Origin of the sequence: Micrococcus lylae (genome assembly GCF_900163825.1) — a bacterium.
Classification (GTDB): domain Bacteria; phylum Actinomycetota; class Actinomycetes; order Actinomycetales; family Micrococcaceae; genus Micrococcus; species Micrococcus lylae.
This window is the reverse complement of sequence record NZ_FUKP01000043.1, coordinates 1-15,532: the sequence shown is the minus strand read 5'-3', so window position 1 is coordinate 15,532 and position 15,532 is coordinate 1. Positions and strand designations below refer to the sequence as shown.

The 15,532-nt window shown below is 63.7% G+C and carries 10 protein-coding genes, 1 tRNA gene and 2 pseudogenes; 4 read left to right on the top strand and 9 right to left on the bottom strand.

Annotated elements, in window-relative coordinates:
- Positions 1-162: 162 nt before the first annotated feature.
- Positions 163-282: pseudogene (locus FM125_RS12470) on the top strand (helix-turn-helix domain-containing protein); the annotation flags it as partial.
- 42 nt (positions 283-324) lie between these two features.
- On the opposite strand, the gene FM125_RS06590 reads toward FM125_RS12470, so the two are convergent.
- The 4 genes from FM125_RS06590 to FM125_RS06575 are packed head-to-tail and all read right to left on the bottom strand — an operon-like array spanning position 325 to position 11,370.
- Entirely contained in the window at positions 325-2,949 is a 2,625-nt protein-coding gene (locus FM125_RS06590; RefSeq protein WP_087134048.1) for a TrlF family AAA-like ATPase, read from the bottom strand.
- A gap of 28 nt (positions 2,950-2,977) precedes the next feature.
- Positions 2,978-6,619 carry a YobI family P-loop NTPase gene (locus FM125_RS06585; protein WP_087134047.1) on the bottom strand — a complete coding sequence of 1,214 codons (3,642 nt, stop codon included), beginning with the start codon at positions 6,617-6,619 and terminating at the stop codon, positions 2,978-2,980.
- Entirely contained in the window at positions 6,612-9,407 is a 2,796-nt protein-coding gene (locus FM125_RS06580; protein WP_219337034.1) for a restriction endonuclease, read from the bottom strand. The genes FM125_RS06585 and FM125_RS06580 overlap by 8 nt, the downstream gene beginning before the upstream one ends.
- On the bottom strand, positions 9,391-11,370 hold the full coding sequence (locus FM125_RS06575; protein ID WP_087134046.1) for a site-specific DNA-methyltransferase: 1,980 nt from the start codon (positions 11,368-11,370) through the stop codon (positions 9,391-9,393). Before FM125_RS06575 ends, FM125_RS06580 begins: the two co-directional genes overlap by 17 nt.
- 259 nt (positions 11,371-11,629) lie before the next feature.
- On the opposite strand from FM125_RS06575, the gene FM125_RS12265 reads away from it, so the two are divergent.
- From FM125_RS12265 to FM125_RS12255, 3 genes and pseudogenes are all read left to right on the top strand, one after another.
- The gene (locus tag FM125_RS12265) at positions 11,630-11,899 is read left to right on the top strand and encodes a transposase (protein WP_425435798.1); all 270 of its coding nucleotides are present in this window, start codon (positions 11,630-11,632) and stop codon (positions 11,897-11,899) included.
- A 78-nt stretch (positions 11,900-11,977) separates the two neighbouring features.
- A pseudogene (locus FM125_RS12260) lies at positions 11,978-12,227 on the top strand (integrase core domain-containing protein); the annotation flags it as partial.
- Between the two features lie 26 nt (positions 12,228-12,253).
- The gene (locus FM125_RS12255; protein ID WP_180525413.1) at positions 12,254-12,931 is read left to right on the top strand and encodes a recombinase zinc ribbon domain-containing protein; all 678 of its coding nucleotides are present in this window, start codon (positions 12,254-12,256) and stop codon (positions 12,929-12,931) included.
- Here FM125_RS12255 and FM125_RS06560 read toward each other — a convergent pair.
- The 5 genes from FM125_RS06560 to FM125_RS06540 form a co-directional block, all read right to left on the bottom strand.
- Positions 12,923-12,995, bottom strand: a tRNA-Ala gene (locus FM125_RS06560). The two genes, FM125_RS12255 and FM125_RS06560, sit on opposite strands and share 9 nt — an antisense overlap.
- 115 nt (positions 12,996-13,110) lie before the next feature.
- A complete protein-coding gene (locus FM125_RS06555) occupies positions 13,111-13,803 on the bottom strand; it encodes a histidine phosphatase family protein (RefSeq protein ID WP_245829857.1) in 693 nt (230 codons plus the stop codon).
- Between the two features lie 6 nt (positions 13,804-13,809).
- Positions 13,810-14,238 carry a ribosome silencing factor gene (rsfS, locus tag FM125_RS06550; RefSeq protein ID WP_087134045.1) on the bottom strand — a complete coding sequence of 143 codons (429 nt, stop codon included), beginning with the start codon at positions 14,236-14,238 and terminating at the stop codon, positions 13,810-13,812.
- A gap of 76 nt (positions 14,239-14,314) precedes the next feature.
- Positions 14,315-15,013 (bottom strand): nicotinate-nucleotide adenylyltransferase, encoded by a 699-nt coding sequence (nadD, locus tag FM125_RS06545; protein WP_087134049.1) that lies wholly within the window; start codon positions 15,011-15,013, stop codon positions 14,315-14,317.
- A 117-nt stretch (positions 15,014-15,130) separates the two neighbouring features.
- A complete protein-coding gene (locus tag FM125_RS06540) occupies positions 15,131-15,370 on the bottom strand; it encodes a hypothetical protein (protein WP_087134044.1) in 240 nt (79 codons plus the stop codon).
- Positions 15,371-15,532: the final 162 nt, after the last annotated feature.

Below are 15,532 nucleotides of genomic sequence, written 5' to 3'. Positions count from 1 at the left end.
CACCTACGCGGATCCGCCTTGGGCTTCCGGAATCTCACCAACTACATCGCTAGGTCCTTGCTCGAGAGTGGAGGATTCAAGCCCCGTCTACACCCTCGATTGTGAAGAGCCCGTCTACACCCTCGATTGTGAAGAGCCGGGAAACGTGCAGCCTTCAGCGACGAACAGAAGGCCGAGGCTCGGCGTCTGTTTGCCGGCGGTTCGACCCGTCGCGAGCTGATGGAGATGTATGGGGTGAGCGAGTCGACGATCCGGCGGATACTGCGGACGCACGCACCGTGACGACAGATGTCTGGACGGCGCTGCCTTGAACCGGGATAGCAGTTAGAACCCGTAAAGATGCTGCCGAGCGTTGAATGCTGCAGGCCCTCCCTCGAGCACGTTCTCAACGTGTGAGCGAATGGCTACATCGTCCAGGGATCCGATCCCGTCCGCTGCAGCTCGGCCGTTCTGGCCATCTCCTTCGAGAGCCACGATCAACTCGGCGTCACCGAGCACTGGGACGTTTGCGTTGTGAGTACTCGCGATGATCTGACGCTTACCCTTCAGACTCCGAAGGTTGGTGACGATGCCGTCATAAACAAATCGGTTGTCGAGATCATCCTCAGGTTGGTCGATCACGAGCGGAGCATTCGATGCGCCGAGCAAGAGAAGGAGCAGTGCGGTCGCACGCTGGCCTTTCGACAGATCCTCCATCTTCTTGAACTCGCGTGTTCCGGTTCCTGCCTGCACGTCCAGCTGCACCTCCACAGCTCGCCCCACCGACTGCTCTTCGAGGTGGCGGAAAAGGGGCTCGCCGGCTTCGACCAGAGATCGCGCCTGCGCGCCAGTGATCGAGAACTGCGCGCTCAGCTCCGGCTCTCCGGCCCGTGCCGCTTCCACGAAAGCGCGCGTTGAGAAGTTGTCCTGGTCGATAGCCGCCATGATGCGATGGCGCTGGCCGGAGATGGACTGCTCAATCAGGGACTTGATGTGCTTCCGATCCGACGCGGGGACGGGTTTCACGATCACGACTCCGCCGGTCGCGGCGTTCGCGGCACGGATCGCCTCGGTCAGTTCTCTTGCCCGGTCGTTCTCGTGGCCTGCGAGCGCCTGCAGCAGGGTGTCCCGCTCGGTTTGCAGGGCCCGAAGGCTTGTTGCGATACCGGCGCGTCGAGACTCCTTAGCCTTCAACGTCTCCAGCGCTCTGGTCGTGTCGAGGTACTTGTTGGGCTCCAGCCCTTCCTCCACGAGCTTGCGCAGCACCTCATTGTGTTCGTCACGCTGCTCACGAACTGCGTCTGACCACTCGCTCTTCGCTGTCTCGATCTCCAGGGATGCCGCGTCGAGCGCTGTGCGGGCCTCAGTCGCAAGCGCCGTCAGCTTGGCGGCCAACGCCGTCGATGCAGCCTGCGCGCGCTTGAGATACTCAGATCTCGGTGAGTCATCGATGTTCTCAAATGCCGCCTCCAGCTTGGTGATCAGCTGCTGGTCAGTGAGCGCTGTTAGCGACTCCTGAGCAGTGGTCACGCGCGCCGTTGCTTCGGTGAACACCGCTTCATCTTGGGTGAGTCGCGTGACCTCCTTGAGCCGAGTCGGCACATCCGTGTCGGTGTAGTGCCGCACCTGTTCCTCAAGCCGCGGGATATCTGCAAGCTCATCTTCGAGCTGGGATCGCCCTTCCTCCGCACGAATCAGCTTCTCTCGATTCAGCTCGAGCTTCTCCAAGGTGTCGATGTGCTCGACTGTCAGTTCGCCGCTCCCTTGGAACCGCTGCAGCATGCTCGCGACCTTCGAGCTGTCGTTCGTCAGCTCGGCGAGCTCGTGCTGCCCGAAGATCTCCACGTTCGCGATGACATCGACTGGCCGCAGGGTGGTGGCAGTACCGCTCTCGTCTTTCACGACCGGAAGGTTGTTGACGGAGCGTTCGATGGTGAATGTTCGCACGGACGGCGAGGCGGTCTCGACAAGTAGCTTCACAACGGTGCCCGACTTGAGTACGCCGCTCACGATGTCGTCATGGTCTCGTTTCGCCTCTGTACCAATCGGGGTGAGCCCCAGCACGAATCGGAGGCTCTCAATGGCGGTCGATTTCCCAGTTCCTCGTCCACCAATGAGTGTCGTGAGATCGGTCGAGAGCGGGATCGTTACGCCATCCAGGAAGCCGCCGACCCACGAGATCTCCTTCAGGGTGGGGCGCACCTCGATCGCGGGATCTTTCAGCGAGACTCGGGTCTCAGGAGTTCGGACGGCGAGCTTAAGGCTGTCCACGGAGAGGCGACTGACCTTGAACCAGCAGCTCGCGCCCTCGTTCTGGAGGGCGGAGGGCTTCGTCACATCGTCAGCATGGATCGCGGCAAGCGGATGAGCCCTGTCATAGGGCTTGGTGCCGTTGAGGATCGCAGCCTGATCTGTACCATCGGCTTGGCTCGGCGTGATGCCGAGTGCATGAAGATCCGGGTGCTTGATCTTCGTGACGAGCGGCTGTCCGGCTCGGCCGGTCAGAAGGCCACTGTTCGGGACATTCACGTGGGCAGGAATCACGAGCGCACCCCGCGCGGTCATTTTCTCGAGGATGTCGGTGAAGGACGCACCAGTTGTCCCGTTGGCGCAGCCCGGTGCAACACCGCACATCCCGATCGCGGCGTTGATCGTCGCCGCGCTGGTACCCGCTTCGAAGATCACCAGGATATGGATGCCCTCATCGGAGTTCGCCTCGAAGCCGGGAAGGGCAACGATGCCCCGATCGGCTGCGTCGCGGATGAGCTGGAGCGCGGAGTCGACCTTCCAGTGATCAGTGACCGCGAACAACTCAATGTCCTGCACTTCGCACTCGTCGAGCAAGGCCTTGTTGTAGTCAGCCTCGGTGTCGTAGGTGGCCGACGGTGCGTTCTTCCCTTGGTACTCGTAGGGGTTCACCTGGAGAGCGGCCCGCACCCATCGTGCCCCATGTGTTGTCTTCTCGCTCATCTCTGTCCTCGCTGCCTGCAAATGCAGATCACTTGTGCTTCCTGTTCACCTTGATAGGCGACACGCTCGTGTTATACGAGCTGACGGTTCCGTGACTCTTCAAGCATTCAAGGAGAGCTCGGTCTGCGGGTGTGTTTGCGACGTGCAGGGAGGTACGTCCCACGGTGGTCAGGCTTGAATACTCCCCGCTCAAAGCCTGCAAGATCGCGAAGAGGTCTGCGCGGGCAAGGTCGCCAAGGTGTGGCTCGAGTAGGGGCACTACGTACTGCGCAGAAGCACCACCCTGCGCCATCTTCTGCACGACAGCAGACGGGATGGTGCGCCGATACTGCACAGCGAGGCGCGCCAGCTCCTTCAACCCTCGTTGTCCAGCGACCTCGGCGTATGCAGCCGATTGGTCGATCACCGCCCGCTTGATCGCGTCCTCGATGTCAGTGTCGGCGAGGAGCACCGCCAGATCCGGCTGCACCAGCTCCGGCGTCATGTAGCTTGCGAACTTCTTTGACTCGCGGATGAACGCCCTTCGCGTTGGCCAATTTGTTGTTGATAGGTGCTCATACGACTCCGCGTCGTCCGAAATGATGTCGTGCTTGAGGAGTAGAGCGAACAAGTCGCCCGACTCGGCAGCAATCTCCCCAACATCGAGGTAGCTACTCAGCTCCAAGCTCGCAACAAGGCCCGCGCGCAGCGTTGCGGCAGGCAGTTGCTCCCGCGCCGCAAGAATCGTGGTCGCCAACGTGGTCTTCTCATCCTCCTCGGCCGACTCAGCCTCGGTGAGCGTGCCTGCTTCCGCCAGCAGCGGAGCGATGTGGACATCGACTCCAAGCGCAGCAACGTATCGGCTGACGTTGTTGAACGTTGCAGGGAATCGCTGATGCATAGCCAACGCCGGCCACGCTCCCTCGGAGATAACGCCAAGATCGACAACCTGGCATACCGGCGCAGAGCGCTCAACCACGTCGGCCAAGCGAGGCGTTCCTTGCTCGAGTAGTTCCTCGAGCACTGCGATGAACTGCTTACCTTCATCGACCGTCGCGGAAGAGCCTTCGATCGCGCCCAGATAGGCATCTACATGTTGAAGGACATAGCCATAGACCGTCTTGTTCGCCGCTCGAATGACATCGAGGGCGACCGTCTCGTCATTGCCAATAGTGAGGGTCAGGTTCTCATGCGTAATGTCGTACAAACTGCGTGAGACGAACGACGGACGGGCACTTGCCGACAGCGGCGTCAGGCTAGGCAATGTGATGCTCGCCTCGGCGAAGAGCGCTCCAACTTGCTCTGCCTGGGCGGACGTCCCGTCGTTCGTGAGGACGGAGAACTCCGCGTAGTGCGTTCGCAGATAGTCGACGACCCGTGCGTCCGTGCGCTGCGCTGACGATGACAGATTCGCCAGTGCAACGTCCACTAGTTCTAGCTGCGAAGCTTCGTCCAGCTCCGCTTGGTTCACGAGGTAGATAAGTGTTCTTGGCGACATCGTCGCAAACCGCTGGACGAGTTGTGCGCGCTGCTCACCGGCTGTTAGGTAGGCCCGCAGGAACTGCGTCTGACTCTCTCCCAGGCCAGCCAGCGAGCGAATCATGATGTCGGCTGCATCAACGTTGGTTACAAGGAGACGGTCGAGGATCGCGATGTTGTAGAGTGCGGGCTCTTTCAGTGCGCTCTTGCCACGCTCCCGGACGACGGCATCGACGTCCGCCGGGCCAAGCTCAAAGTGCGCATCCATCAGGTCTCGCTCGACGTGGTGGATGATGAAGTTCGTCGCCGCCGGACTTACGCGATCACCGTGGAAGGTGGAGGTGTACAAGGTGAAGTTTCGGTTGAGGTGTCCCGCACGCACCAGCTGATAGGCGAGCCCAGGTTTCAGAAGGTTCTGGGCTACGGAAGCGAACGAATGTGCCGTCTCTTCGTATGTAACGAGAAACTCGGGACGTTTGACGAGGTCCCCGAGATCGGCGCTTCGCAAGAATTTGAGGGCTTCGGTCTTCTCGTCGATCTGCTCGTTCAGCGTGTCGCGATCCGATGCGGTCCAGCTCTCTGCGTCGAGCGGATCGCTCAGTTCCGCCGCGAGGTGGCTCCGAGTCAATGACAGTGTCTGCCCGTGATTGTTGCGCCACTGGAGCACTGGGTCGCCATCAGCCGCGACGAAGCTCGCCCAGAACTGCACGCTCTTGAGGTCATCAACGGATTTGCTCTGACGCTCGAATATATACGTCGCATTCTGTCGCTGGTACACGGTAGCAACCACAATCCGGTGAATGTGCGCCAAGAGGCGATCCCCCAGCTGAGCACTTCGAGTTGCCGCTCCGTTGATCCGCGCGAGCCGTTGTCGAAGCACTCGACGCTCGCCCTCGATCCGCTTGATGTTCTCGGCTACCAGCTCGCGACTGAGCTTGTAGAGAGTGTCCAGATTGCTCTTGCCGAGCCGGATCGTCTCGAAGTCCGTGAGGTGCGTGCTCTTGTAGAGCATCATCGCGAACAGGTCGGTCTCGCTCAGGTCGAGTTGCTCACCGTCGCCTGAGAAAATTCGATCGCGGAAGACGATGAACTCGTTGCGGACGTTCTTCAGCAGCCGCATGTCAGGGACGTACTGCGCAGCCAGATCGAGCAGTTCCGGCGCCACCTTGTGCTCGATCTTGCCCAGCAACTGGGTCGCCAGATTCCGTGCACTGCGATGCGTAATGAACGGAACTACGGGAATCACGAGATCGAAGAACTTGGTGCGGTTCGCACGCACCGCCTCGGCTTGCGCCGGATCGTCGATTGCTAGCACGCCCGTCTCGAGCTTGCGGCCTTCCGCTTCCAGCCCGATTCGGTCGAAAATACTGTCCTTGATCGCGTAGATGAAGCGGATCGGTTTCTCGATCTGAGGCGAAGCGTTGAGCAAAGTATTGAGCGCGCGCAGCGTCTCGAAGATGTGTGAGTCGTTGAACCGGTCAATGTCCTCGAAGATCACGACGTCACGATCCGACACGTCGAAGAAGTAGACGATCTCGTCGAGGTACTGGTCGAAGTATGAGACGGAGTTGTCGTCGAGCGTGACGGTCGCGGCGCCGGCAGACAGCTGCTTGATGCGGATCTTCCCGTAGAACAGCCAGCGCACCAGAATCACCGCAGTCGTTGCCACGCCCCAGACGATCAGGTGCGTCCAGACGTCGAGATCGTTCAGCGCCGTGAAAGTGCGGGCGATCTGCGCAGTCCAGCCAGTCAGCAAGAAAATGACGGCAACGGCCAGACCGATCAGTGCAGCCGTGCCGAACTCTCTCCACCACCGGAAGCGCTCGATTCGACGAAATCTGGACGCAGGCGTCTTGCTCGGATCCTGCCGGTAAAGCAGCTGCTTGACGATCTCCTGCTGGATACGGTTCGTCGGAGTCGTGGCCTGCAGCGGCACCGACTCGTCTAACTTGGACGCTTCAATCGGGGCAAGGGTCGACAGCGAAAGCTCGACAACGCGGCCGTCAAGTCGCTTCCCGAGCTCGCGCAAGATGCTGCTCTTGCCAACGCCGTAGTTTCCGGACAGCGCGATGTTACGGATCTCATCGTCCTCAAGCGCAACCTCAAGTGCCGAGACGTAGCCACTGTGCTCAGCTTCGAGATACTCAGGGGTGAGCGGCACAAGGTTCCAGACCGCGCTGGGAGCAGGTGCGTTCGGGTCCTCCTCACTCATCAACCCCTCCGTTGACACCAGACGCTTCACCGATCAGCAAGCCAGCTTTGTCGGTCGTGTAGTTGTAGTCGATCGGCCCGGTTGGTGCGGCGTCGAAGTGGTGGTCCGCAAAGCGGATGCGCATCGCCTCGTCCCAGTCGAGGTCGTCAAGGTTGCGGGTGTCCTTGGTCTCGCGGACGAGGTACAGCCGCTGGGTGCCGTTCTCGTCGTAGACAATGGCCCAGTCCGGCGAGTATTCGCCCACAGGTGTGCGGACGCGGAAGCGGCGCGGCAGTTTGGTGAACAGCTTGACGTGCTCGTGGTTGTTCTCTAGCTGCGCGGCGAAGGCACGCTCGACGTGACTGTCGTAGTCGACGTGGTCGTAGAGGTTCACGCCGCCCTCGGGTGCGGCGATGACACCGTTCTTGGGGTCAGGGTTGCCGGGCAGAGGCTGCGGCGGGTTCTTGGACTCGACCTCGAGGAAGACGACCTCCGCGTCCCACCAGTCGGATTCCTCGATGGGTTCGTAGCTAATGCCGCGGACCATCTGCTCGATCGTCTCTATGCGGATGGCGTTCGCCACGATTCGTGCCCAGCGGTCAGGGTCGTCGAGGACGTGCCGGGCGTAATCGCGTTCGGGGTAGTTCAGGATCTCGCGCACGATCCCGGCCACGGTGGGTCGCGTGAGCTGGAGGGGGAACTTGCCGTACTGCAGCTGGTCCTCAATGAGCTGCACGACGTCAGGCAGGCGCTGGCCTACGACGACGATGCGCTCACCGCGCGACTCGGCCACGGCAGAGTCTGCTGTGACCACGTGCCCCTCGTCGTCGTAGACGAGATCGGCGGACTGCACAACGTTGGCGCGGCGCTCGATGAATTCGAGGTCGGCCAGGTGCGCCGATGCGGCGACCACGATGCGGAGTGCCTCTGGCTCCACGGTGACGCGGTAGCGCGCCTTGTAGCGGATGCGCTTCCACAGCTCAGCGAACTCGGGGCTGTCGAACAGGGCAGGGCGCCTGCGGACGATAACTTCGTTGTCGGCGTTGTCGACCTCAGGGCCTGTATCGCCGGAGCCGCCACCAGAGGCGATGTATTCGGCGTTCAGGCCGTCACGGAACTCGGTGAAGGACTCGTCGACGATGAGCGTGAGCCGGTTGATCGCCGGGTCCATGACACGGTGACCGGACTGGTCGACCGGCAGACGCAGGCCGCGGCCGATCTGCTGGCGACGCTCCAACTCGGAGCGGGTGTGGCGCAGGAATCCGACCTGGAAGACGTTCGGGTTATCCCAGCCCTCCTTGAGCGCGGAGTGGGAGAAAATGAACGCGCGCGGATTGGCGCGATCAAGAATGAGTTCCTTGTTGGCGATGATCTCCTGGTACGCCCGCGCCTCCAGCTCAGCGTCCGAGGCTCGCCCAGAGGTGTCCTTCAGGATGCCCGTCTTGGTCGATGGGAAGTATGCGACCCGCAGCTCGGCCGCGGCGGGCATCTCGTTCTCGGGATAGCCGGCGCGCAGCCACTCCTCACGGAACAGCTCATCGAACATCGCGGGCAGTACCGCCTCGTCTCCAGCGTAATCAGCCACGCGCTCGACGAAGAACAGCGAAAGCACCTTGACGCCACGGTTCATCGAATCGATCTGCCCCTGACGGATCAGGTGCGTCCGGATCGTGTGGCGGATCTGGTCACGCCAGACCGCCTCGGCATCGACACCGGTCTCTGTTCCGGCGTGCACGACGAGACCGTTCTCGAAGATCACCCGGTCGGGCTTGCGATCGATGCTGTCAACCACCAGGCCGCGGTACTGTGGCAGACTGCCGGACTCCTCGAACAGGTCGGTGCCGTTCTGCAGCACCACCGGCACTCGCTTGCCGCCGGCCTTCTCGATGACTGCCTCAGCCATCAGACGCTTGCGGACGCTGCGGAGCTTGTCGAGGCGGACGTAGGGCTTGCCGTTCTCGCCTGCAACGATGCCCTTGACCGATACCCGCTTGACCAGGCCAGCCTCTGCCGCCTGCTTCGGGCCAAGCCGGTGCACGAGGTTGAACGGCTCCTTGTGGGTCGCGCTGTAGCGCAACGCCACCAGCGGATTCAGGGTGGCGATCGCCTGACGGCGCAGCGACGTCGCCATGTTCTGGGGCTCATCGATCAGGACGACCGGGCGAGCCTTCGCGATCTGCTGCACACCGCTGAGCGCGTCGCCCCACAGCTGCGGCTGCTCCGCGCTGGCATAGAGGGTGTTCGTATCCGGCTTGTCGAGAGCCTGCACGCTCGCGACCAGAAACTGCACCGTGCCCGACGGCTCGGTGAAGTCGTTCAGTGCCGAATTCTCCCCGAGCACACCCCACCTGTACGGGACTCCGGGATACTTTAACCGGAAGTGCTCCTCGGTCTGCTCAAACGTCTTCACCACGCCAGCACGAATCGCGATCGAGTGCACCAGGATCACGAACTTCCGCAGCCCATACAGCTCCGCCAAACGCAGCGCCGTCGAGATATACACGTAGGTCTTGCCGGTACCCGTCTCCATCTCGACGGAGAAGTTCGGGAACTCACGCTCGGTCCCCTCGAGATCTGTCTCTGCCAGCAACTCAAGCTGAGCCTGCGACTCAACGCCCTCGCGGGCGGTGATCGTCCTCAGATTGTCGGTGAGGACATCGCGCTCCAGTGTGAACCCCGCATGCCCGTCCGCACCAGGCGCCTGCCCAGCAAGCGCGTCGCGCGGTGGCACCAGGGCGCCCTCAAACAGGTCGACCACCGCAGAGACGGCGGCCGACTGGTGCGGCTGATCATCAAAGCGAAACTTCACGGGGCACCCGCTCCAGAAGAATCAGCTTTGACTGCAACCGCGGCGCCAACGTTAGCGTCACCGAATCCTCGACCTGATCGCCACGAAGGATCAGCGTATCGTCGTCGCTCAGACCCAGTGCATCCGCCGTCGCCAGTGAGAACGCATCCAGCGAGATCAGGAGACGTCCCGAGGAGGTCTGCGCCTCGGCAGGCGTGTATTCGTAGACCGTCACGCCACTGACGTCATGTCTTGTCACGCGCGCGTCGAGCTTCGTCCCCGTGGCCTTGAGCGCCACCTCCCACGCCACGTCGAGCGGCTTCGCACCGTCAACAACCGGAGCTCCCGCCGTGTGATCAAGAACCTGCGCCAAATAGTTCTGCCCAGTCATCTCCGGCAGCGCGAACAGCGGCTTCTCGATGACGAGGTTCGTCGGACGGGTGCGGAAAATCCGGAAGCCGAGCTGCGGAGCGTCGAGCGTGTCCTCCTGCAGGGACGCCGCCGCGCGGCGCAGTCGCTCCGCCGTCACCTCGAAGATCGTCTCGTACCCAGCCGCGAGCGCGTTCTTGCCCGATTCCTCAGACGCATCCGGCTTCTCCGGCACCTGCACCAGAATCCAGCGCCGCGTCTTACCGTCCCTCGGATTCTGTTCCCACACCGCCTGGCCGGTAGAGCCAGAGCCCGCGAAGAAGTCGAGAATTAGGTCGCCGTCGTCGGTGATAGCGTGAAAGAGACGGGCAAGCACGTCCGTACTCTTCGGATCGTCGAAGACCTTGGCACCCATGAGCTTGTTGAGCGCGCCAGAGGCCGCGCGACGGTCTCGGTAGAAGACAGATGCAGGCGCCCACTCCTCGTGCTCAGTTAGGTAACGCTTAACCTGAATACGCTTCTCTTTCGAGTCCGGGTATAGCAGGCGGCCTTCGGCATCAAGACGCTCCATTGCTGCAAGCTCGTAGCGCCAACCGTTCTTCGGCACCGCATAGCCCTTCCACTCGAAGGTGAGATTGGGCCGAGGGGTCGGGCTAGCGATATCCCCGGGGAAGAACACGCCCCGTTGATCGATCGTGCTGTAATGCGCGTGCGCCTTCGAGGGATCTTCGTCCGCGAGAGACTTGTACCAGTCGCGCAATCCAGCGGTCATGGCCTCGTAGTTGTCACCGTGCTCTGTTCGCAGCTCCGCGACCTTGGCGTAGATCGGCTCAAGGCCCCCCTTGCGCTCACGCCACCGGATGTCGTTGGCCTTGAGGAAGGAGCGATCACGGGCGTAGAGGAGGACATAGTCCTGTCCGCCGCCAGTCAGCTTCGCGTCACCCTTACGGGCACCGCGCCAGGTCATCATGTCGACGAAGTTCTCCGCGCCGAACACCGCATCAAGCAGGAGGCGCAGGTGGTGCACCTCGTTGTTGTCGATGGAGACGAGGATCACTCCGTCACGGCGCAGCAGGTGACGGGCCAGCGCGAGCCGCGGGAACATCATGGTCAGCCACGGCGCGTGCTTGCGCCCACCAGTCTCGATCCGGCTGGTCGTGGCGTTGCCCTGCACGTCGACCTGGCCGGTCTCCTCGAGGTACTGCCGCTCGGGCACCGCGAAGTCGTCGTTATAGGTGAACGTGTCGCCCGTGTTGTACGGCGGGTCGATGTAGATCAGTTTGACGGCGCGCGAGTAGCCGTTCTTCAGGAGCTTGAGCACCTGTAGGTTGTCGCCCTCGATCAGGACGTCACGAGCATCCGGCCAGTGCAGAGAAGCATCCTCGTCGGGCACGAGCGTCGCCGTGGTGGGGACACGCGCGTCCTGGCGTGCTCGCTCGATCCCGGGCCAGGTGAACGAGAAGGCGGGCTTCGACTCTCCATCGAGGCCGAGCGCATCGAGCAGTGCTTCCCGGTCAATCTCCCCATCCAGGAAGGCACCCGGGACAAGGTCGTGCAACTGCGCAAGCAGCTCAGCCTGACCGTCTGCAGTCTCGTCCGGCACCGACGGGGTCATCGGGGGGCCCCCTGACGATGGACGCCACGGTTACGCCTTGTACTGCTGGGGCGGTGCGACCACCTGGTGCTGAACGCTGTCATGCTGTGCTGGTTCTCCTCCGCGCTGAGGCGCGTCTTAAGTTGTACTCTCGGGGCGCGCCCAACGATACCGACGACCACTGACTGAAGCGCCCTGGGTTTCGTTCCGAGTCTCAGCAAGGAGAATCGGAACATGCCCAAGAAGTACACCCCTTCAGCTGCGTGAGCGCGCTGTGCGGATGGTCCTCGAGCGCCAAGCCGCCGAGGGAGGCCCTCGCTCACACTCGATCCGGGCTGTGGCCCCGCAGCTCGGCGTAGGCGAGGAGACCCTGCGCATGTGGTGCAACCGCTACGGGCCAGCTGAGCCCTCGGCCGGCCCCGCGGAGTCTCTCGAGGAGGAGAACCGCAGACTGCGTCGAGAGCTCGCCGAGTCCCGTCGGGCCAACGAGATCCTCAAGGCCGCCTCCGTGTTTTTCGCCAGGGAACTCGACAACCCCACGACGAAATGATCGCCTTCATCGATAGGCATCGCGATCACTTCGGGGTCGAGGCCATCTGCCGCGTCCTGGGCGCGACAGAACGTGGGTTCCTCGGTCGGATCCGTCGGAGACAGCTACGACAACGCCCTGGCTTAAGACCGTCAACGGCCTCTACAAAGCCGAGCTCATCCACCGACGCCGCACCTGGCCCTCAGCGACCGCCGTCGAGATCGCCACCCTGGACTGGGTCACCTGGTGGAACACGAAGCGCCTGCACGAAGCACTCGACTATCGCACCCCGACCGAAGTCGAAGCGTCTTACACTCACCTCACGACGACCGCGCCCGCGACCGTCTAACCACGGAACGAAACCCAGGGCGCTTCATGATCGAACGCCCCCGCGCCAAAACCGGGGACCGCTACGAGTACTTCACCTGCTCCGGACGACGCCGCAAGACCACCAACTGCACCCGCAAAGCGATCCTCGCCGAACGCGCCGAAGCCGAGATCGAACGCACCTACCAGCGCAACTCCCTGACCCAGCCCCTGGCTGAGCACGTCCGGAAGGTCCTTAACGACGTGTTCGACCAGCACGAAGGATCCAGCGAGAACGAACGCAAGCTCCTGACCGCCCAGCACGACAAGCTCGAAGCCGAACGCCTCAAACTCGTCCAAGCCCACTACACCGACGCGATCCCACTCGACCTCCTCAAAAGCGAACAAGAGCGCATCCGCGCCAACCTCGACCAGATCACCACCCGGCTCGACAACCTAACCGACACCGACGCCCGAATAGGCTTGGACCAGCTCACCGATCTCCTGGTCGACCTCGACGATCTCTACAACAAGTGCGAACCAGCCGAACGACGCATCCTCAACCGCGCCCTGTTCACCCGCATCACCATCGACGACGAAGAAAACGCCAACTACACACCCGACGAGACCACAGCCAGCGTCCTCGCCCACACCAACATGGATGCCCCGGCCCACGTCACCGCAGAAACAAAACTGCCCCGCCATCAGGCGGGGCAGTTTCGATTTTCTCATCTTACGTGGAGGTAAGGGGATTCGAACCCCTGACCTTCTGCATGCCATGCAGACGCGCTACCAACTGCGCCATACCCCCGAAAATGGGTGTTTCCATCGCGTTCGCGGAAGGTTTCCCGTCCGTTCGTCGCGCTGGCAACTCGACTACTGTACACCGGACCCGACAGCGCCGCCAAATCGGCGCCGTGCACGACTCAGACGTTGTAGCCGCGCAGCTGCCAGCACCCGTCCACGATCCGCCGTGACGCGGACCCGCCGGCGGCACAGTCACCCTCGAACACCACAGCGCGCGCGTTCTCGATCCGCTCGAGCGCGGCGAAGTCCTCGCCTTCGGCGCCGAGCAGCTGCCCGACGGCCGAGCGCAGGACCCCGCCATGGGCGACGGCCAGCAGGACCGGGGTCTGCGGGGCACGCTCCCCGGCTCCACGCGCCGGGGTCCAGGCCGGTGGCACGTGCTCACCGAGGGCGGCCAACACGCGCTGACCGCCGGCCCGGAGGGTCTCCCCGGCCACGGGACCGGCGTCCAGGTCCGGGGTGCCGCGCCAGGCCTCGTGCTCAGCGGGCCAGCGCTCGGCGATCTCGGCCAGGCGCAGCCCCTCCCAGTCCCCGCCGTACAGCTCCATGAGGTCCGGGTCGAGCGTGAGCTCGACGTCTCCGACGGCGGCCTCAAGGACGATCTCCGCGGTGCGACGGGCGCGCGTCAGCGGAGAGGCCACGGCCACCAGCTCGTCGGCGTCCTCGAGCGCACCGGCGAGGAACCGGGCGACGGCGGCGCGGGCCTGGCGCTGCCCCGTCGCGTTGAGGTCGACGTCCGTGCGGCCCTGGTAGCGGTCCTCCGCATTCCAGTCCGTCTCACCGTGTCGCAGCAGGATCAGACGCACGGGCACAGCCGGTCAGTCCCTGGTGGGCTCGGCCGGGTACTCGGGCTCGGGATCGCCCGCCGACGCCGGGGAGGCGTGGCCCTCCAGCTGCAGGTCGATGGACGGCGAGTCCTTCCAGAGGCGGTCGAGGGCGTAGAACTCACGGTCTTCGGCGTGCTGCACATGCACCACGAAGTGGCCGTAGTCGAGCAGCACCCAGTGGCCGTCAGAACGTCCCTCGCGGCGGATCGGCTTCAGCTGCTCCTGCTTGAGGAGCTCCTCCTCCACGCCGTCCACGATGGCGTTGACCTGACGCTCGGTGGCGCCGGAGGCCACGAGGAAGGCGTCGGTCAGGCCGAGTCGCTCGGCGACGTCGAAGGCGACGATGTCCTCGGCGAGCTTGTCCTCGGCGGCACGGGCGGCCACGAGCAGGGCGGTGCGGGTGATCTCCGGAACGGTCATGGATCTCCTTCGGAAGTGGTCGGTGGGGTACGTCGGGCAGACGGCGGAGGCCGTCGCGGACGACGAGGCGAGCCGGTCAGCGACGGCGGGTGCCGTCGTCGTGGACTCGGTCTGCCTCGCCCCCTGAGCCGCCTGCCCGGTGCCCGGTGCCGCTCGGAGCGGCCCTGAGGTAGAGCCGGTGCTTGTTGATGTACTGCACCACACCGTCCGGCACGAGGTACCAGACGGGACGGCCGGCCGCGACGCGCTCACGGCAGTCCGTGGAGGAGATCGCCATGGCCGGGATCTCCAGCAACGAGATGTCGCCCTCCAGACCGTAGTCCGTCAGGCTGTGGCCCGGCCGGGTCACGCCGACGAAGTGCGCGAGGTCCCAGACCTCGTCGATGTCCTTCCAGGTAAGGATCTGGCTCAGCGCGTCCGCGCCGGTGATGAAGAACAGCTCCGCCTCGGGTCGCTGGCGGCGGATGTCCCGCAGCGTGTCCACCGTATAGGTGGCGCCCGGACGGTCGATGTCCACGCGGGAGACCGTGAAACGCGGGTTCGACGCGGTGGCGACCACGGTCATCAGGTAGCGGTGCTCGGCCGGGGACACGTCCCGTCCGGCCTTCTGCCACGGCTGGCCGGTGGGCACGAACACGACCTCGTCGAGCTCGTAGCGGGCCGCCACCTCGGACGCGGCCACCAGGTGACCGTGATGGATCGGATCGAAGGTGCCGCCCATGATCCCCAGGCGGAAGCGCCGCTCCCCCGGCCCGGGTGCGACAGCGCCGCCCATGGACGCGGAGGCGTCGGCGGACGGCGTGTTCGGGTGCGTGTCGTTCACGTCGGAAGACAACGCCGCCGCGGCCCCCGGGGCTCGAGGGGAACGCCCGGGGCCGCTGCGGCAGCGGTGTCAGCGGCCGTGACCCTGGGCCTGGTGGGAACCGTGGCCCTGGGCCTCGCGGCCGTGCGGGACGACCTCGTCGCCCGGCTCGGACGGGCGGATGCCCACGGAGCGCATGCCCATGATGCACAGCAGCATGAACATCAGGCTGACGAACACGATGATGCCGTACCACGGCGCCGGGATCGGCAGCTCGTTGACGACGTGGTGGCCCTCGCCGGCGGCCAGGACGATGGCGGAGTTCAGCATTCTCGCTCCTCGGTGCGATCGGATGAGCGCGCCGGACCGTGCTGACGGCGGCGCAGGGGCGTCGGAACCAGTCTAGCTGTTGTGGGTCATGAGGTTCTTGACATGGGTGCCGGGCTGAGATGAGACGAGTGGGCCTCTCCCGCAGGATGGAAGTTCCTACAC